The organism is Pseudomonas sp. S36 (genome assembly GCF_016647875.1).
In the GTDB taxonomy this organism is placed as follows: domain Bacteria; phylum Pseudomonadota; class Gammaproteobacteria; order Pseudomonadales; family Pseudomonadaceae; genus Aquipseudomonas; species Aquipseudomonas parafulva.
On the sequence record NZ_JACVVG010000067.1, the window covers coordinates 1 to 18,812 of the forward strand.

The window sequence follows — 18,812 nt, forward strand, 5'->3', positions numbered from 1 at the left end:
CGCGCGGCGCATCGCGAGCTGCGCTCGCTCCTACGTTTGTTTCGGGCCAATGATGCCTGGGGCATTTGTGCGCGAACGCCTTGGCGCATGGCGCGGGGGCCCATCACAAGGTCTTGTCAGCCCCAGGCCCGATCATCCGCGCCAGACCCAGGTTTTTCAGGGCCAGTTGCAACGAGCTGTGGATAACCTGCGGGTTGTCGTGGCTCATTGCCTCGGCCAGCAGCTCCCTGGCCTTGACCATGTCGACCTGACGCAGCATCCACTTCACCTTCGGCAGGTTGGTTGCGTTCATCGACAGGCTGTCGAAACCCATGGCCATCAACAGGATCGCCGCAGCCGGGTCACCGGCCATTTCGCCGCAGATGCTCACGGGCTTGCCTTCACCGTGTGCGTCACGCACCACGGTACTGAGCGCCTGCAGCACCGCCGGGTGCAGGTAGTCGTACAAATCCGCCACACGCGGGTTGTTGCGGTCCACCGCCAGCAGGTACTGGGTAAGGTCGTTGGAACCCACCGACAGGAAGTCCACCTGCCGCGCAAGCTCTTTGGTCTGGTACACCGCGGCCGGGATTTCAACCATCACCCCCACCGGTGGCATCGGCACGTCAGTGCCTTCGTCACGCACTTCGCCCCAGGCGCGGTGGATCAGGTGCAAGGCCTCTTCCAGCTCGTGGATACCCGAGATCATCGGCAGCAGGATACGCAGGTTGTTCAGGCCCTCGCTGGCCTTGAGCATGGCCCGGGTCTGAACCAGGAAGATTTCCGGGTGGTCGAGGGTGACGCGGATGCCACGCCAGCCCAGGAAGGGGTTGTCTTCCTTGATCGGAAAGTACGAAAGCGCCTTGTCGCCGCCGATGTCCAGCGTACGCATGGTGACCGGCAGCGGGTGAAACGCCGCCAATTGCTCGCGGTAGATCGCCAGCTGCTCTTTCTCGCTGGGGAAGCGCTGGTTGATCATGAACGGCACTTCGGTGCGGTACAGGCCTACCCCTTCGGCGCCGCGCTGCTGCGCGCGCGCCACGTCCGCCAGTAGGCCAGTGTTCACCCACAACGGCATGCGGTGGCCGTCCGGGGTCACGCACGGCAACTCACGCAGCGCGTCCAGGCCCTTGGCCAGCTGGCGCTCCTCCTCCACCACATCGCTGTACTGCTTGCGCAGCACCTCGCTGGGGTTGGTGTACACCTCGCCCTTGTAACCGTCGACGATCAGTTCGATACCGTCGACCTTGGAGTACGGCAGGTCGACCAGGCCCATCACCGTGGGGATACCCATGGCCCGGGCCAAAATCGCCACGTGGGAGTTGCCCGAGCCCAATACCGAAACCAGGCCCACCAGCTTGCCTTCGGGCACTTCACCCAGCATGGCCGGGGTCAGCTCTTCACTCACCAGGATGGTGTTGTCGGCATACACCAGCGACTGCGAACGCGCCTGTTGCAGGTAGGCCAGCAGCCGCCGCCCCAGGTCCTTGACGTCAGAGGCACGCTCGCGCAGGTAGTCATCGTCCATCAGCTCGAAGCGGTTGACGTGCTCGCCCACCACCTGGCGCAGGGCGCCCTGGGCCCACTGGCCGGTGCGGATCACATCGCGCACCTCGCCACCGAGGGCCGCGTCCTCGAGCATCATCAGGTACACATCGAACAGCGCCCGCTCTTCGGGGCGCAGCTGGGTGGCCAGCTTGGCGGACAGCTTGCGCATGTCGGCACGCACGCCCTCGAGGGCGTTGTGGAACAGGGCCAGTTCAGCGTCGATGTCTTCGACAGTTTTGTCCGGCACCACTTCCAGGTCGGCGGGCGGCAACATGACCACGGCACGCCCCACGGCAGCACCCGGCGAGCCCGGCACGCCGACGAAGCGCGCTTCCTGGATGCCCTTGCCCTGTCGGCCGAGGCCGCGGATGGAGCCAGTGGCTTCGGCGTGGGCGATTACCCCCGCCAGCTGGGCACTCATGGTGACCAGGAAGGCTTCCTCACCTTCGTCGAACTGGCGCCGCTCTTTCTGCTGGATGACCAGTACCCCCACCACACGGCGGTGGTGGATGATGGGGGCGCCCAGGAACGATGCGAATTTCTCTTCGCCGGTTTCGGCAAAGTAGCGATAGCGCGGGTGGGCAGCGGCGTTTTCCAGGTTGAGCGGCTCTTCCCGGGTGCCCACCAGGCCCACCAGGCCCTCGTTGGGCGCCATGCTGACCTTGCCGATTGAGCGCTTGTTGAGGCCTTCGGTCGCCATCAGCACGAAGCGGTTGGTTTCCGGGTCGAGCAGGTAAACCGAGCAGACCTGGCTGCCCATGGCTTCCTTGACACGCAAGACAATGATCCCCAACGCCGACTTGAGATCTTTGGCGGAGTTCACTTCCTGGACGATCTTGCGCAGCGTATTGAGCATGGCTCGGGGTCGAACTCCGTCGTCAGTCGCGCGTCAGAAGACGCGGTGCTAGCTCTTTCAGGGCGCGGCGGTAAACCTCGCGCTTGAATGTCACAACCTGCCCCAGCGGGTACCAGTAACTCACCCAGCGCCAGCCGTCGAACTCCGGCTTGCCGGTCAGGTCCATGCGCACCCGCTGTTCATTGCTGATCAGCCGCAGCAGGAACCACTTCTGTTTCTGGCCGATGCACAGGGGCTGGCTGTGGGTACGCACCAGCCGCTGGGGTAAACGATAACGCAACCAGCCACGGGTGCAGGCAAGAATTTCTACATCGTCGCGTTCAAGGCCAACTTCTTCGTTCAGCTCGCGGTACAGGGCATCTTCCGGCGTCTCGTCAGGGTTGATACCACCCTGGGGAAATTGCCAGGCATCCTGGTTGATCCGGCGAGCCCATAACACCTGCCCGGAATCATTCGTAAGAATGATCCCTACATTGGGGCGAAAACCATCCGGGTCGATCACGGCAGCAACCTCGCAAACGCATGTCACCGCATTGTTCCACAAAGCCTGCGAGCGCAGCAACGCGCCTGCCCGGCTTATATGCAGCAAGGGCTGCGGGAGCGTCCGCCTGGGTGCTTGCCAACCTGCCCAGTTGCCTCACAGGTACCGTTCAGACCGGCTTGGCGCCCATCAGCCCGGCGATGGACAGGAAGCACAGCCCGCTGAACAGCGACAGCGCCAAGGTGTAGCGCAAACCCACGGCCTGCGCCTTGCGCAGGCGGTTCAGACGCAGCAACAGCCAGGCTGCGGCAAAAGCGCCCAAGGTATACAGCAGGCTCGAGGCCAGCAGCCAAGTCTGCCCCAGCGGCCAGCCAACCAGGTGCACCAGCCACCAGCCGGTAAACGGCATGCTGACCAGGCACACGGCCATGACCAGCCAGATGAAGATCAGCGGGCGCTGCAACAACCTGGCCCAGGGCTCTGGGTCGCCCTTTCGGTAAGCACGCAGGGTCCACAAGGCAAGCCCTGCGGCCCCCAGCAGCAGGAGCACGGTGGCGATCACATGGAGCGTCTTGAGGGTGGTCAGGTGTTCCATCTCGTGTGTCCTTTGGCCTGCGGTGCACGCCCAAGCTTAGCCGTTCAGCCCAGGAACAGCTTGTAGGCCGGGTTTTCGGTTTCGTCCCAGTAGGGGTAGCCGATCTTGGCCAGCGCCGCAGGCACCAGGTGACGTTCCTCTTCCGGCACCTGCAGCCCCGCCACTACGCGCCCGTCTGCCGCCCCGTGGTTGCGGTAGTGGAACATGGAGATGTTCCAGCGCCCCCCCAGCTTGTCGAGGAAGTTGAACAGCGCGCCTGGCCGCTCCGGGAACTCGAAGCGCAGTACCATTTCGTCGCTGGCGCCCGCCGAATGGCCGCCGACCATGTGGCGGATGTGCAACTTGGCCAGTTCGTTGTCGGTCAGATCGGTCACCGGGAAGCCTTGGTCCTCCAGTTGCTGCACCAGGGCAGCACGCGGGTCGTTTTCCGGGTGGGTTTGCACGCCGACGAAGATGTGGGCTTCGTCGGAGGTATGCTTGCGGTAGTTGAACTCGGTGATCTGCCGCTTGCCGATCGCCTCGCAGAACGCCTTGAAGCTGCCTGGCCGTTCCGGGATGGTCACGGCGATGATGGCCTCGCGCTTTTCACCCAGCTCGGCACGTTCGGCCACATGGCGCAGGCGGTCGAAATTGACGTTGGCGCCTGAGTCGATGGCCACCAGGGTGTGGCCCGTCACGCCATGCATTTCCACGTAGCGCTTGATACCGGCCACACCCAGTGCCCCGGCAGGCTCGGTGATGGAGCGGGTATCGTCGTAGATATCCTTGATGGCCGCGCAAATTTCATCGGTGCTGACGGTGACCACTTCGTCCACATGGTGACGGCAGATATCGAAGGTGTGCTGGCCAATCTGCGCCACCGCCACGCCATCGGCGAACAAGCCCACCTGCGGCAGCACCACCCGCTCACCGGCAGCCATCGCCGCCTGCAGGCAGTTGGAGTCGTCCGGTTCCACGCCGATCACCTTGATGTCGGGGCGCAGGTACTTCACGTAGGCGGCGATGCCGGCAATCAGGCCCCCGCCGCCCACGGGCACGAAGATGGCATCCAGCCGGCCAGGGTGCTGGCGCAGGATTTCCATGGCCACGGTGCCCTGCCCGGCAATGGTGTGCGGGTCATCGTAAGGGTGGATGTAGACGAAGCCCTTCTCGTCGACCAGTTTCAGCGAGTAGGCCAGTGCCTCGGGGAACGAGTCGCCGTGCAGCACCACCTTGCCACCCCGCGAGCGCACGCCCTCGATCTTGATCTCGGGGGTGGTCTTGGGCATCACGATGGTTGCCTTGATGCCCATTTCCCGCGCCGCCAGGGCCAGGCCCTGAGCGTGGTTGCCAGCCGATGCCGTGACAACGCCCCGGGCCAGCTCCTGCGGGGTCAGTTGCGCCAGCTTGTTGTAGGCCCCGCGGATCTTGAACGAGAACACCGGCTGCAGGTCTTCGCGCTTGAGCAGGATCTGGTTACCCAGGCGTGCGCTGAGCTGCCCGGCAGGCTGCAACGGGGTTTCGACGGCAACGTCATAGACGCGCGAGGTGAGGATCTTCTTGACGTACTGTTCGAGCATCTGGAAAGCATCACTGGGCCGCGGGACAAGGCCTGGAAGTCTACCCCAGCGCTACGTCGGGCGACCACAGCAAAGCCCTGCAAGCCGTTATACTAGGCCCCTTTGAAAACGCCCTGCCCCATTTCGGAGCCCGCATGACCCAGGACCAACTCAAACAGGCCGTCGCCCAGGCCGCTGTCGACTTCATTCTGCCCAAGCTGGATGAAAAGAGCGTTGTCGGCGTCGGGACCGGCTCCACCGCCAACTTCTTCATCGACGCCCTGGCCCAGCACAAGGCCGCCTTCGATGGCGCCGTCGCCAGCTCCGAGGCTACCGCACAGCGCCTGAAGGGCCATGGCATTCCGGTATTCGAGCTGAACAGCGTCAGCGAGCTGGAGTTCTACGTGGACGGCGCCGACGAAAGCGACGAGCACCTGAACCTGATCAAAGGCGGTGGCGCAGCCCTGACCCGCGAGAAAATCGTCGCGGCGGTCGCCAAAACCTTCATCTGTATCGCCGACGGCAGCAAGCTGGTGCCTGTGCTGGGCGCTTTCCCGCTGCCGGTCGAGGTCATCCCCATGGCCCGCAGCCACGTGGCGCGCCAGTTGGTGAAGCTGGGCGGCGACCCGGTGTACCGTGAAGGTGTGGTCACCGACAACGGCAACGTGATCCTCGATGTGCACAACCTGCAGATCACCAACCCGGTCGAGCTGGAAGCACAGATCAATGCCATCGTCGGCGTGGTGACCAATGGCCTGTTCGCCGCTCGCCCGGCAGACCTGCTGCTGCTGGGCACCGCCGATGGCGTGAAGAGCCTGAAAGCCGAATAAGCCTGGCTGGGGCTGGGGCGCGGCCCCGCCGGTTCATGGGGCCGGCAGCTTGAACACGTAGAACAGGTTCGGCTCGCTGACCATATAAAGGGTGCCGGCGTCGTCCATCGCCACGCCCTCCGCCTGCGGCACCGTCGCCTTCAGCCCATGGGCACCCTTGCGTAAAGACAGGGTGCTCAGCGGCTTGCCTTGTACATCCAGTTCCAGCAACAGGCGCGACTCGTCCGACAGCGCCAGCAGGTGCCCGCTGCGCTCATCGAACTGCAAGCTGGACAGGTCGCGTACAAACAGCCGCGCATCGCGCTTGCTGTCCTGCACCACGTTCACGGCGTAAGGCTGCTGCGGGTTGTCGTGGGGGAACCCGTGCACTTCGTAGATCAGCATCGGGTCCCGCTCCTTGGCCACGAACAGGCGCTTGCCGGCAGAGTCGTAGGCCAGCCCTTCGAAGCCCTTGTTGCCATTCAGGCCAATGCCCAAGGTAAGCTGCTCGGCATCGGCCGCGTCCAGAAACGGGGTGTCATCCTGCAGCCGCACGCGGATCAGCCGTTGCTGGCGTTCATCGGTGATGACGTAGCTGTTGGGCCCCACGTACTCGACCGCCTCAGGGTCACCAAAGCCGGTCAGCGGCACGCGGCGCAGAATACGCCCCTCGAGCGACAGCTCGATCAGTTCGGAACGGGCATTGGTGACGGTAAACAGGGTTTTGCGGTCCGGGTCATAGGTCAGCGCCGAAAGGTCGTCGTCCAACCCCTCCACCGGCCGGGCTTCCACCGCTACCCGGTAACGGTCCAGGCCGATACCCTGTTCGGCAGGGTGCCACCAGGCCTTGAGGTTGAACCAGGCGCGCTCGAAAAGACGCAGCTCCTGCCCTGCCCAACCGAGCACGAGCAGGCACAGGGCCACGGGGATCAACGACAAACGCAGGTAGCGGGGCATGCGGGCAGGCTCGACGAAGGATGGCGAATTTAAGCACAGACAACTGAAATAAAGCTTAATGCCATCATTCAATTATCCATCGCCGAGCACGCGTTCAGCCTTTCTTAAACCGGTAGAACAGCGCGGGTTCGCTGATGATGTACAGGGTCCCCTGCTCATCCATGGCCACCCCTTCGGCACGGGGGATGGTTTTTTGCAGGCCGTTGAACCCTCCAAGTACAGTCATAAAACTGATCTTTTCGCCCTTGTCATTCAGCTCCAGCAGCATGTGCGAGTCGGCGGAGAGCGCCAGCAAGTGCCCGGTGCGCGGGTCGATGCCCAGTGCCGAGAGGTTGCGCAGGTCCAGCGGGTCGGCGGGCAACGCCGTCTTGTTGCCACTCAGCAGGCTTTGCCCGTTGCTGCTCCACTCATAAAGCCGCGGCGGGCGCTCTTCGCCGATCACCAGGCGTTTGCGCCGAGGGTCCCAGACCACGGCCTCGAAACCCTTGTTGCCATTTTCAGAAAGGCCCAGGTCATGGCTCTGGAAATCGGCGTGGTTCAATTCCGTGGTGCTCGCATCCACTTTGACGACAGTCAGGTCATGCAGACGCTCATCGGTGATGGCCATGTAGCCGCCCTCCATCACCGTGACACCTTCAGGGTTGGCCCAGCCCTTGAGCGGGATGTTGCGCAGTACATCACCGTCGAGGTTCAACTCGGTCAAAATCGGCTTCTTGCCCATGACGGAAAACAGCGTGCGCGTACTGGGGTTGAAGGCGAGGTCTGACGCTTCGTCATCCGCCATGCCCGGAAGGGGTTTCGCGTCGATTTCCACTTTGTAGTCCGGTAACCAGACGCTTTCACCGCGTTCGGCAGTGGTCTCGAAGTGCTCCTTGACCCACAGCATGCCGCGGTCATCCCAGTGCATGAGAAATGCCACGCCATAAGCGATTGCCGCCACCACGGCCAGGGCGAAAGGCCAGCGCAGGTAGAAGCGTCGCATCGTGGCCGCCGGGGCCGTGGCTGAAGAGGGCATGCGAGCAGGATCCTGTGTGATGGGCGGGGATCAGCGCATTATCCAGATAGGGTGTGAAAAAATCGGTAAACAAAACCCCACCACCGCCGCGGTGGGGCTTCGGCCAGGTCAGAGCACGCGGCTTTCGAAACGGCTGACGCCTGGCAGCTCCAGTACCACCTCGTCACCCGCAATGAATGGCCCTACCCCAGCCGGCGTGCCGGTCAGGATCACATCCCCGGCCTGCAACGAGAACTGTGCGGCCATGTGCTGGATCATGGGCACGATGGGGTTGAGCATCATGGCGCTGCTGCCATCCTGGCGCACTTCACCGTTCACCGTCAGGCGTACGGGGATGGCCGTGGTGTCCTCGAAGCTGGAGGCAGACACGAAGGGCGGCAACACGCAGGCGCCGTCGAAGCACTTGGCGAGCTCCCAGGGCAGGCCTTTTTCCTTGAGCTTGGCCTGCAGGTCACGCAGGGTAAGGTCCAGTGCCGGGGCGTAACCGGAAATGGCGTCCAGCACTTCCTCCGGGGTTGGCCGGGTGGACAGCGACTTGCCCAGCAGCACGGCAATTTCCACTTCGTAGTGCACCGAGCCCCGATCGGCCGGGATCTTGAAACCGCCCTCGGCCGGCACCACGCAACTGCCGGGCTTGATGAACAGCAACGGCTCGGTCGGAATGGGGTTGTCCAGTTCCTTGGCATGCTCGGCGTAGTTGCGACCGATGCACACCACCTTGCCCAGCGGGAAATGGATGCGCGTGCCGTCTACGTACTGGTGCTGGTAACTCATGGCCGACTCCTCTGGATACTGCTTTTTATTCAGGTGCGAAGATCTTACCCGGATTCATGATGCCGTTAGGGTCGAACACAGCCTTTATTGCCTTCATGCAGGCGATCTCTTCCGGCGACCTGCTGTAGCCCAGGTAGTCACGCTTGGTCATGCCGACGCCGTGCTCGGCGGAAATGGAACCGCCGTAGCGCTCGACGATCTCGAACACCCATTTGTTGACCCGGGCGCAAGAGGCAAAAAACGCGTCCTTGCTCATGTGCTCGGGCTTGAGGATGTTCAGGTGCAGGTTGCCATCCCCGATATGGCCATACCACACCACCTCATAGTCGGGGTAATAGGCCTGGACGACGGCATCGATATCGCGCAGAAAGGCCGGCACCTTCGATACGGTTACCGAAATATCGTTCTTGTAAGGGGTCCAGTGCGAAATGGTTTCGGACAGGTACTCGCGCAGCTTCCACAGGTTCTTCAGCTGTGTTTCGCTCTGGCTCATGACCCCGTCCAGCACCCAGCCCTGCGCCACGCAATGCTCGAACGTGGCCAGGGCTTCATCGGCCACCTGCTCGGTGCTGGCCTCGAACTCCAGCAATGCATAGAACGGGCAAGGCGTGTCGAACGGCGCAGGCACATCGCCACGCGCGAGGATCCTGGCCAGGCCCTTATCGGAGAAGAACTCGAACGCCGTCAGGTCCAGCTTGCCCTGAAACGCGTGCAGCACCGGCATGATCGAGTCGAAGTCCGGCGTGCCCAGCACCATGGCGGTGAGGTTGCGCGGCGCGCGGTCCAGGCGCATGGTGGCCTCCACCACGAACCCCAAGGTACCCTCGGCACCGATGAACAGGTGGCGCAGGTCGTAGCCGGTGGCGTTCTTGACCAGGCCTTTGTTCAGTTCCAGCAGCTCGCCGGTACCGGTGACCACCTTCAGCCCGGCCACCCAGTTGCGGGTCATGCCGTAGCGAATCACCTTGATGCCGCCGGCATTGGTGCCGATATTGCCACCGACCTGGCTGGAGCCACTTGAGGCGAAGTCGACCGGGTAATACAGGCCCTGCTCTTCGGCATAGGCCTGCAGTTGCCGGGTAATCACCCCAGGCTGGCAGACCACGGTGCGGTCGAAGGCATCGAAACCCAGAATCTGGTTCATGTAGTCGAACGCCACCACCACTTCACCCTTGGCGGCAACCGCACCCGCAGACAACCCGGTGCGCCCGCCAGAGGGCACCAGCGCCACCTTGTGGGCATTGGCCCAGCGCACGATGGCCTGCACCTGCTCGACCGTTCTGGGCAGCACGATGGCGCTGGGCGCAGGCGGATAATGCTTGGTCCAATCCTTGCCGTAGGCCTCCAGTGAGGCCGCGTCGGTCAGCACCTTGCCAGGGTCGACAAGGGTCATCAGCTCATCTAGTGAAGCGCGCTGGATCATCGCCTGAACTCTCGACTTATTCATGGTCACCCTGAGCACACTTCACCTGTCGGGATAAGCTCAGAGTGTGTCGCGTATGCTAGCATAGCGCTCCTTCTGTTCATGCTAGGGCCGCCCCAGCGGGGCTGCCTCTCGCCATTTTTCTTCGGGATACAGGTTTACGCAGATGAGCAAGACTTCTCTTGAAAAGAGCAAGATCCGGTTCCTTCTTCTTGAAGGTGTACACCAGAATGCGGTCGATACCCTCAAGGCTGCCGGCTACACCAACATCGAATACCTCACTGGTTCGCTGCCCGAAGCCGAACTGAAGGAAAAGATCGCCGATGCCCATTTCATCGGTATCCGCTCACGCACCCAACTGACTGAAGAAATCTTCGACTGCGCCAAGAAACTGGTCGCCGTTGGCTGCTTCTGCATCGGTACCAACCAGGTCGACCTGGAAGCTGCCCGCCAGCGCGGTATCGCGGTATTCAACGCCCCGTACTCCAACACCCGCTCGGTGGCCGAGCTGGTGCTGGCCGAGGCCATCCTGCTGCTGCGCGGCATCCCGGAAAAAAACGCATCCTGCCACCGTGGCGGCTGGATCAAGAGCGCGGCCAACTCCTTCGAGATCCGTGGCAAGAAGCTGGGCATCGTCGGCTATGGCTCCATCGGCACTCAGTTGTCGGTACTGGCCGAAAGCGTTGGCATGCAGGTCTATTTCTTCGACCCGCTGACCAAGCTGCCGCTGGGTAACGCGGTACAGGTCACCAGCCTGCACGAACTGCTGGGCCTGGCCGACATCGTGTCGCTGCACGTACCTGAGCTGCCCTCCACCCAGTGGATGATCGGCGAGAAGGAAATCCGCGCGATGAAGAAGGGCTCGATCCTGATCAACGCCGCCCGCGGCACCGTCGTAGAGCTGGACCACCTGGCCGCCGCCATCAAGGACAAGCACCTGATCGGCGCCGCCATCGACGTGTTCCCGGTAGAGCCGCGCTCCAACGATGAAGAGTTCGAAAGCCCGCTGCGCGGCCTGGACAACGTGATCCTCACCCCGCACATCGGCGGCTCCACCGCAGAAGCCCAGGCCAACATCGGCCTGGAAGTCGCCGAGAAGCTGGTCAAGTACAGCGACAACGGTACGTCCGTGTCCTCGGTCAACTTCCCTGAAGTGGCCCTGCCGGCGCACCCTGGCAAACACCGTCTGCTGCACATCCACGAGAACATCCCGGGTGTGCTCAGCGAGATCAACAAAGTGTTTGCCGAGAACGGCATCAACATCTCCGGTCAGTTCCTGCAAACCAACGAGAAAGTGGGTTATGTGGTGATCGACGTCGACGCTGAATACTCCGACCTGGCGCAAGAAAAACTGCAACAGGTCAAGGGCACCATCCGCTCCCGCGTGCTGTTCTAAGTACGCTGCCCCCGCGGCACGCAAAGCCCAGGTTGCTGACACCCGTCAGTCAAGCAACCTGGGCTTTTGCTTTAGCGCTTGATCTTCGCGACTTCAGGGGCCGGATTTGCCACGGCTGAGAGTCGCCGGTAACCCGTCTGCGACATACCTGCCTGTGCAGAAAATTTTGGTCTGCGGTCAAACATCGCCGAGACTTCAATGTCATAGGCTGCGCTCGATCACGGCGAGGAAGAAAGCCATGACGACAGGTACTCATTTAGCTGAAAGAAAGGGGCAAGCATGCGTTCGACCATAGGAGTACTGCTGGCAGTACTGATCAGCCCACTGGCTCAGGCAGAGCTGCTGGACGAAATCGCCGACCGCGGTGAACTGCGTATTGCCGTGCAAGCCGACAACTCGCCGTATGCCTTCAAGCAGGACGACCACCTGACCGGTTTCGACATCGAGTTCGGCCAGGCACTGGCTACAGAGCTGGACCTGCGCGCCGAGTTCATCGAAGCCCCGGCACCGGACGTGATCCCAGGTGTGGAAAGCGGCAAGTACGACGTAGCGCTCACGCCTGCCAGCGAGGCCCCCAAGGCTGATAGCCCGCTTGACGCCAGCCAGTCATTCGGCGGCGAGCAGAAGCTGGTGATCCCCTTCCAGCAAGACAACCCCGCGTTCGAAAGCGCGCTCAACAACGCCCTGCAGCGCCTCAAGGACAGCGGCCGCACCGCCGAGCTCGAGCAAAAATGGTTTAGCCCAAGCCCCTGAGCGGCAGCCGCACCGGTCAGCGGCGGGGCGCACCGCGCGATAGCTCACACTCCAGTGCACGCTCCGCCTCCTGCAGCTCCAGCTCGCTGAACACCTGCACACCGGCCCGCCACAACAGGGCAGCAGTCACCCCCTGCCCGGCTACCTTCACCCCACTGAAGGACCCATCGTACGTCAGCAGGTTGCCGCACGATGGGCTACCGGCCTTCAGCACCGCCACCTGAATGCCATGCCGTTGCACCAGCGCCAATGCCTGGTGTGCACCTGCGAGAAACGCAGCGGTTACATCCTCCCCCAGCAGCGTCACCACCTGCGCCTGGCCATCGAGCACCTGCGTGCCCTGCCCGCCGGGGATTTCGGCAGCGGGCCGCGGCGTGGGCAAACCGCCAGCCACTTCCGGGCACAACGGCACCACTCGCCCCTCCGCCTGCCAACGCTGCAGCAGGTCAGGGTGGCCGCTGGCACGCCCGTCATAACGCACAGGCTGGCCGAGCAGGCAGGCGCTTACCAGCACCTTGGGCAATTCAGAACGGGTCATTGCCGCGTCGCCTGAACCAGCCGGTCAACGACAACCGCTCGCGGCCTGCCGGCAGCACTTCATGGGGCACATCGCCCGACAGAAACACCACCAGGCAGCCGGCCACAGGCTCGACATCATGCTCAACGCCCTGGGCCAGGAACATGCGCAACTGGCCGCCATCCTCGGGCTGCCAACCTTCGTTGAGGTACAGCACTGCCGACACCGTACGCCGGTCATCGTCGCGAAAGCGGTCCAGATGGCGGCGGTAGAACGCACCCGGCGGGTACAGCGCAAAATGGCACTCGAAGTCTTCCAGGCCGAGGAACAAGCCTTGGTTGATCGCCAGGCGCAATTGGTCCATCGCAGCCAGGTACTGGTCGCAGGCATCGGCCTGGCCCGGGTCGACCCACTGGATCTGGTCGCCGCGGATGGCTTCACGCACCTCCTGGGAGGCGCCGCGCCCTACGCCTGCAGGGTTCAGCTCACCTTCGGCATTACGCCGCCGGCATTCGCTCGCAAGCGCCTGCACCAGGTCGCCGGGTAAAAACAGCGCCTGTTGGGACCAGCCACGGGTGGCCAGATCGTCGACGACGGCCGCTAGCATCGGGTTTTCAGGGGAATTTTGCATGGCGCATCATATCCATTCGCCAGATCGGCGCACAGCGCCACTTGGCCGAGAACCACGCACATATCTCGACAAACAGCCGCTGCCACACAGACAATAGCCACCTGCCGACAGGAGTCTTGAATGCGCCGTCTGTTTTCCCTGATTCTGCTGATGATCTGCACCGTACCTGTCTGGGCAGATACCCTGGGTCAGCTGTACATGGTCGCTGGCTGGCCCGACCAGCGCGCCCACTTCACCGATGCCGTCACCGCCGCCCAGCAGCGCTACCGCAACAGCTTGCCGCCGGCCGTTTACCAGGCGCTGGTCAGCAACAGCAACCAGCGCTTCCAGGCCCAGGCCATGGACCGGCGTGCCCAGGCTCAACTGCGCACCGCCTTGCCCAACCCGGCGCCGGCCCTGGCGTTTTTCCAGTCGCCCCTGGGCCGCAAGGTGGTGGCCGCCGAGCTCAAGGCCACGCGCAAGGATGAACTGGCACGCAATGCCCAGGGCCTGCCAAAGATTCAGGCCAGCGATACTCGCCTGCTGATCATCGGCCACCTCGCGCAAGCCCTGCCGGCCCGGGAAGCCGGTGCCGAGGTCAGCCTGGCCATCGCAGGCGTGGCAGCCGACAGCCTCAGCTCCATGATCCCCGGCCTGTTCGGCGGTGGTCAGGCCCAGGGCCTGCTCGACGGCCAGCGCCAGCGCCTGATGAACCAGATTGGCGAAGACCTGAACAACACCCTGCTGTACGTCTACCGTGATTTGTCGGATGCCGAGCTGGAAGAATTCGCCACCTTCGCCGAATCTGCCGATGGCAAGGCGTATTACCAGGCTGCCCTCACCGCCGTGCGCGCGGGGCTGGCTGTTGGCCAGGACGCCAACCAGCTGAATTGATCAGCCTATCTGCAGGTCGAGGAAATCGAAATAGCGCTGGCGGATAGCCGGTAGCTCGTTCGCCAGGTGATGGCGGGCCCCGGGCAGCATCAGCACCCGTGGCGTGTCGAACTTGGCCTTGAGCACGGCGAGGTTGTACGGCCAGTCCACAGTGCCGTCGTTCTCCCCTTGCACGATCACTGGGTGCCGGGCACTGCAGGGCGCGGCTTCTATGCGTTTGATCCAGGCGATCAGCGCGCCCACCCAGGCCGTGGGCAGGCGACGGGGCTGCAGCGGGTCGGCCCGAAGAAACGCCAGGAATGCCGGGTCATTGGTGTTGTCGCTGAAGCGCCGTTCGATACCGTTCACAAAGTGACGCAGCACCTGGTAGCTGAACTTCGACCAGCCCCAGGCACACGGGCGCACCAAGGGTGCCAACAGGATGACCTCGCCATCCACAGGGCTGTGCTCAGCCTGGTGCAACAGGTGGTCGACGGCGATTGCACCACCGGTGCTTTGGCCGCACAGGTGCCACGGGTGGGGCAGCCGCAGTGCGCGAGCCTGTTCGAACAGGGCGTCGAGCACCTGCTGATATACCGCAAAGTCATCGATGCTGGCACGCTCGCCGCTGGACAAGCCATGGCCCGGCAGGTCGCAGCTAATCACCGCAAAACCATGTTTCAGCGCCCAGGCAATCACATGCCGGTACAAGCCCATGTGGTCGTAATAACCGTGCAGCAGAAACAGCGTTGCCTTCGGCTGCAGGGGCGACCACACCTGCCCCACCACCTCGAACCCAGCAACGGGGAAGCTGCCCAGCCAGCTGTGCACGGGCACATCCAGACCATAGAAGCGTTGATAATGCTGGGCATGCGCCGACAGCGGCTGGCGCGCGCCGAGCGGGGCCAGGCTGGTGCGCAACAGGTCGGGGTGAAAGGCAGCGGGCATCGGGTACATCCACAGTGCAACAAGTATTGACTTGGGATATTCAGCTCATGGCCGCGCCGTGGCAAGCTTGCCGTTCACCCCACACGAGCCCGCATCCGGTTCATGAATACCCGAACCCTCAAAACGTCGTGCCTGGCGCTTGGCCTGATCGTGGGCGCAGTCATCCTCTGGCAGGCCTACAGCAGTTTCCAGGCCCGCTACCTGCGCCCGTTCGACAACCAGGCCACGGTGTTCGATGGCAGCCAGCTGCAGTTGCCTGCAGTGCTTGCGGGCCCTGGGCCCATCCGCGTGGTGCATTTTCGCGACCCGGCCTGCCCCTGCAACGTTGGCAACCAACAGCACCTGGCCGACCTGGTTAGCCAGTTCGCAGGCAAGGGCGTGAGGTTTTATGTGCTGCAAAAGCCTGGCAGCCAAGGCCGCATGCCTGCAGACCTGACCGCCTTGCAGCCCCTGGCCAGCCTGCCGGGCAGCGAACGGCTGCCGGCCTCGCCGGCAGTCGCCATCTGGGACCGCCAAGGCCATCTGGCCTACTTTGGCCCCTACAGCGAGGGGGCGGTGTGCAATGCCAGCAACAGCTTCATCGAGCCGATCCTCAAGGCACTGCTCGACGGCCGCCAGGTCCAGGCATCCAATACCTGGGCCGTTGGCTGCTACTGCCCGTGGGCCGGTTGACGGATACGCGCCGGGTTGCCCACCACCACAGCGCCCGCCGGTACGTCACGGGTGACCACGCTGCCAGCGCCCACCACCGCATCATCGCCAATGGTCACGCCAGGCAGGATGATCGCCCCGCCGCCGATCCATACATTGTTGCCGATGGTCACCGGGCGCCCGCTCTCCAGGCCGGTGCGACGCACCTCGGGGTCCAGGGGGTGGTCGGCCGCGTAGATCTGCACGTTGGGACCAATCTGGCAATCGTCGCCGATGCGCACGGGCAGTACATCGAGAATCACACAGTTGAAGTTCATGAACGTGTTACGGCCCACACTGATGTTGTAGCCGTAGTCGCAGTGAAACGGCGGGCGAATCACCGTGTTGTCGCCGATGTGGCCGAGGTGCTCGGCCAACAGCCCATGGCGGGCTTGCGAGGGCATGTCTGCACCGCTGTTGTACCGTAGCATCCACTGCCGGTTGGCGGTTTGCTCGGCCTGCAGCTCTGGACAGGTGGCGTGGTACAGCTGGCCTGTCAGCATTTTCTGTTTTTCGCTGAGTGACATGGAAACTCCTGCCTGGGGGCTATGCTCTTTTCGCGAATGTGTCGATGATCGGACCACACAATCTGCCCAATCACTCAAAGGAGACTGCATGAAGCGCGGCCTGGCCCTGTTGGTTGTCGTTATCGCCCTGGCCGTCGGGGCTGGCTACGTATACGTACAGGGCAAACTGCCGCGCCGCGACGGCGAGGTAGCGGTTGCCGGCCTGCAGGCCCCCGTCAGCGTGCGTTACGACACCCGGGGTGTGCCGCACCTCCAGGCGCAGAACGAGCCTGACCTGTACCGGGCACTGGGGTACGTGCACGCCCAGGACAGGCTGTTCCAGATGGAGATCCTGCGCCGCCTGGCACGGGGCGAGCTGGCTGAAGTGCTGGGTGAAAAACTGGTCCCTACAGATACCCTGTTCCGCAGCCTGCGCATCCGGGAACAGGCCACCCTGATGGCCCAACGTCAAGACCACCAGGCCCCTGCCTGGCGCGCACTGCAGGCCTACCTCGCCGGGGTGAACAGCTGGCAGGCCAGCCACCCAAAGCCCGTGGAGTTCGACTTGCTCGGCATCAGCCCGCGCCCCTTCACCGCCGAGGACACCCTGAGCATCGCCGGGTACCTGGCCTACAGCTTTGCCGCCGCATTCCGCACCGAGCCTGCACTCACCTTCATCCGCGACCAACTGGGGCCTGAATACCTGGGCATCTTCGACCTCGCCTGGCAACCAGGCGGCGCACTGGGCACGCCGCTGGCGGCTGCCGACTGGCGCAGCCTGGAAACCCTGGCCACGGTCAGCCACAACGCGCTGACGGCATTGGCGGTGCCGCAGTTCGAAGGCAGCAATGCCTGGGCACTGGCCGGCAGCCGCACCCGCAGCGGCAAGCCGCTGCTGGCCGGCGACCCGCATATCGGCTTTGCGGCGCCGGCAGTGTGGTACGAAGCGGAGCTGTCGGCACCGGGTTTCAACCTGTACGGGTACTTCCAGGCCCTGAACCCGTTCGCCTTGCTGGGCCATAACCGTGATTTCGGCTGGAGCCTGACCATGTTCCAGAACGATGACATCGACCTGATCGCAGAAAGGCCCAACCCAGCCGATGCCCAGCAGGTACTGGTCAAGGGCCAGTGGCAGCCACTGGAGCACAGCGAACAGACCATCGCCGTCAAGGGCGGGCAGCCGGTCACCCTGCAACTGCGCCGGTCCCCCCACGGCCCGATCGTCAACGATGTGCTTGGGGAGTCGGCGGGCAACACGCCCATTGCCATGTGGTGGGCGTTTCTGGAAACCGAAAACCCCATTCTCGACGGTTTCTACCAGCTCAACCGTGCCGACACCCTGGGCAAGATGCGCCGGGCCGCCGCACAGGTGCATGCACCCGGTTTGAACTTCGTGTGGGCCAACGCGCGTGGTGACATCGGCTGGTGGGCAGCGGCGCGCTTGCCGATCCGCCCTGACGGCGTGAACCCGGCATTCATCCTCGATGGCAGCAGTACCCAGGCGGACAAACTGGGTTTCTACCCCTTCAGCGCCAACCCGCAACAGGAAAACCCTGCCAGTGGGTACATCGTTTCGGCCAACTACCAGCCGCCGGCCGCCATGCCGATACCCGGCTACTACAACCTGCCCGACCGGGGCCGCCAGCTCGATCGCCTGCTGGCAGACACGCAAACCCAATGGGATACCGCCAACAGCCAGGCCCTGCAGCTGGACACCTCCAGTGACTACGGCCCGCGCACCCTGGCGCCACTGCTGGCGACACTGCGCGCAGTAGCCGAGGGTGATGAAGAAAAGGAGCTGGTGGAACAGTTGGCGGCCTGGGAGGGCGACTACCCGCTGGGCTCCATCAACGCCACGGTGTTCAACCAGTTCTTGTATGAGCTGGCATTTGCCGCCATGCATGACGAACTGGGTGACGCCTGGTTCCCGGTACTCATCAGCACCCGAGCCATCGACGCTGCCTTGCCACGCCTGGCCGCCGACGCCGATTCCCCCTGGTGGAACACCCGCGGCGCCAGCCAGCCCACCGACCGCACCGGGGTTGTGCGGGTGGCCTGGCAACAGACGGTGCAACACCTGCGCAAGGCCCTGGGCGACGACCCTGCCAGTTGGCAGTGGGGCAAGGCGCATACCCTCACCCACAACCACCCGCTGGGTGTGCAAAAGCCCCTGAACCTGCTGTTCAACGTGGGCCCGTTCCCAGCCCCTGGCACCCACGAAGTGCCCAACAATCTATCGGCCAAGATCGGCCCCGCGCCGTGGCCGGTCACCTACGGCCCGTCCACCCGGCGCCTGATCGACTTCGCCGATGCCGGCCAGGCACTGACCAGTAACCCGGTCGGGCAAAGCGGCGTGCCTTTCGACAAGCACTACGCGGACCAGGCCGAGGGGTATGTACAGGGGCATTACCAGAAAACACAGATGGGGGCCATTCCGGCGCACAGTACCTTGAGGCTCGTGCCTGGCGGTTGATCAGCGGGGGGGGGGGGGCCCCCCCCCCCCCCCCCCCAACCCCCCCCCCCCCCGGCCGGGGGCCCTGGGGC

18 protein-coding genes are annotated in these 18,812 nt (G+C 63.7%); 6 read left to right on the forward strand and 12 right to left on the reverse strand.

Annotated features, from left to right (window positions below; genetic code table 11):
* Positions 1-103: 103 nt before the first annotated feature.
* The 4 genes from ptsP to ilvA all read right to left on the reverse strand — a co-directional run bounded on the left by ptsP (position 104) and on the right by ilvA (position 5,018).
* The gene (ptsP, locus tag IAE36_RS22245) at positions 104-2,383 is read right to left on the reverse strand and encodes a phosphoenolpyruvate--protein phosphotransferase (protein ID WP_028632086.1); all 2,280 of its coding nucleotides are present in this window, start codon (positions 2,381-2,383) and stop codon (positions 104-106) included.
* Between the two features lie 22 nt (positions 2,384-2,405).
* Positions 2,406-2,885, reverse strand: a complete 480-nt coding sequence (locus tag IAE36_RS22250; protein WP_028632087.1) for an RNA pyrophosphohydrolase — start codon at positions 2,883-2,885, stop codon at positions 2,406-2,408.
* 148 nt (positions 2,886-3,033) lie between these two features.
* Complete coding sequence (locus IAE36_RS22255; RefSeq protein ID WP_201214796.1) at positions 3,034-3,459, reverse strand: DUF2269 family protein; 426 nt, start codon at positions 3,457-3,459, stop codon at positions 3,034-3,036.
* Positions 3,460-3,503: 44 nt separating this feature from the next.
* Positions 3,504-5,018 (reverse strand): threonine ammonia-lyase, biosynthetic, encoded by a 1,515-nt coding sequence (gene ilvA, locus IAE36_RS22260; RefSeq protein ID WP_201214798.1) that lies wholly within the window; start codon positions 5,016-5,018, stop codon positions 3,504-3,506.
* A 134-nt stretch (positions 5,019-5,152) separates the two neighbouring features.
* On the opposite strand from ilvA, the gene rpiA reads away from it, so the two are divergent.
* Positions 5,153-5,827: a ribose-5-phosphate isomerase RpiA gene (gene rpiA, locus IAE36_RS22265; RefSeq protein ID WP_028632090.1), complete on the forward strand. Its 675-nt coding sequence runs from the start codon at positions 5,153-5,155 to the stop codon at positions 5,825-5,827.
* A gap of 33 nt (positions 5,828-5,860) precedes the next feature.
* On the opposite strand, the gene IAE36_RS22270 is transcribed toward rpiA, so the two are convergent.
* From IAE36_RS22270 to IAE36_RS22285, 4 genes are all read right to left on the reverse strand, one after another.
* Positions 5,861-6,763: an SdiA-regulated domain-containing protein gene (locus IAE36_RS22270; protein ID WP_028632091.1), complete on the reverse strand. Its 903-nt coding sequence runs from the start codon at positions 6,761-6,763 to the stop codon at positions 5,861-5,863.
* Between the two features lie 94 nt (positions 6,764-6,857).
* Positions 6,858-7,778, reverse strand: a complete 921-nt coding sequence (locus IAE36_RS22275; RefSeq protein WP_201214801.1) for an SdiA-regulated domain-containing protein — start codon at positions 7,776-7,778, stop codon at positions 6,858-6,860.
* 108 nt (positions 7,779-7,886) lie between these two features.
* Positions 7,887-8,552: a fumarylacetoacetate hydrolase family protein gene (locus IAE36_RS22280; protein WP_060480841.1), complete on the reverse strand. Its 666-nt coding sequence runs from the start codon at positions 8,550-8,552 to the stop codon at positions 7,887-7,889.
* 25 nt (positions 8,553-8,577) lie between these two features.
* Positions 8,578-9,975 carry an FAD-binding oxidoreductase gene (locus tag IAE36_RS22285; protein ID WP_201214817.1) on the reverse strand — a complete coding sequence of 466 codons (1,398 nt, stop codon included), beginning with the start codon at positions 9,973-9,975 and terminating at the stop codon, positions 8,578-8,580.
* Positions 9,976-10,141: 166 nt separating this feature from the next.
* On the opposite strand from IAE36_RS22285, the gene serA reads away from it, so the two are divergent.
* Together serA and IAE36_RS22295 are read left to right on the forward strand one after the other, a co-directional pair.
* Entirely contained in the window at positions 10,142-11,371 is a 1,230-nt protein-coding gene (serA, locus tag IAE36_RS22290; RefSeq protein ID WP_028632095.1) for a phosphoglycerate dehydrogenase, read from the forward strand.
* 279 nt (positions 11,372-11,650) lie between these two features.
* Positions 11,651-12,124 (forward strand): transporter substrate-binding domain-containing protein, encoded by a 474-nt coding sequence (locus IAE36_RS22295; RefSeq protein ID WP_028632096.1) that lies wholly within the window; start codon positions 11,651-11,653, stop codon positions 12,122-12,124.
* 16 nt (positions 12,125-12,140) lie between these two features.
* Here the strand turns inward: IAE36_RS22295 and IAE36_RS22300 are convergent, their stop codons facing one another.
* The gene (locus tag IAE36_RS22300; RefSeq protein ID WP_201214803.1) at positions 12,141-12,662 is read right to left on the reverse strand and encodes a DUF523 domain-containing protein; all 522 of its coding nucleotides are present in this window, start codon (positions 12,660-12,662) and stop codon (positions 12,141-12,143) included.
* Complete coding sequence (locus tag IAE36_RS22305) at positions 12,649-13,272, reverse strand: 2OG-Fe(II) oxygenase (RefSeq protein ID WP_201214805.1); 624 nt, start codon at positions 13,270-13,272, stop codon at positions 12,649-12,651. Before IAE36_RS22305 ends, IAE36_RS22300 begins: the two co-directional genes overlap by 14 nt.
* Before the next feature lie 120 nt (positions 13,273-13,392).
* On the opposite strand from IAE36_RS22305, the gene IAE36_RS22310 reads away from it, so the two are divergent.
* Positions 13,393-14,145 carry a DUF2059 domain-containing protein gene (locus tag IAE36_RS22310; protein ID WP_201214808.1) on the forward strand — a complete coding sequence of 251 codons (753 nt, stop codon included), beginning with the start codon at positions 13,393-13,395 and terminating at the stop codon, positions 14,143-14,145.
* Here the strand turns inward: IAE36_RS22310 and IAE36_RS22315 are convergent, their stop codons facing one another.
* Positions 14,146-15,072: an alpha/beta hydrolase gene (locus tag IAE36_RS22315; protein ID WP_201214810.1), complete on the reverse strand. Its 927-nt coding sequence runs from the start codon at positions 15,070-15,072 to the stop codon at positions 14,146-14,148.
* A 102-nt stretch (positions 15,073-15,174) separates the two neighbouring features.
* Between IAE36_RS22315 and IAE36_RS22320 the strand changes: the two genes are divergently transcribed.
* Positions 15,175-15,744, forward strand: a complete 570-nt coding sequence (locus tag IAE36_RS22320; RefSeq protein ID WP_201214811.1) for a DUF6436 domain-containing protein — start codon at positions 15,175-15,177, stop codon at positions 15,742-15,744.
* Here IAE36_RS22320 and IAE36_RS22325 read toward each other — a convergent pair.
* A complete protein-coding gene (locus tag IAE36_RS22325; RefSeq protein ID WP_201214812.1) occupies positions 15,723-16,289 on the reverse strand; it encodes a sugar O-acetyltransferase in 567 nt (188 codons plus the stop codon). The genes IAE36_RS22320 and IAE36_RS22325 overlap by 22 nt on opposite strands.
* Before the next feature lie 88 nt (positions 16,290-16,377).
* On the opposite strand from IAE36_RS22325, the gene IAE36_RS22330 reads away from it, so the two are divergent.
* Positions 16,378-18,741, forward strand: a complete 2,364-nt coding sequence (locus tag IAE36_RS22330; protein ID WP_201214813.1) for a penicillin acylase family protein — start codon at positions 16,378-16,380, stop codon at positions 18,739-18,741.
* Positions 18,742-18,812: the final 71 nt, after the last annotated feature.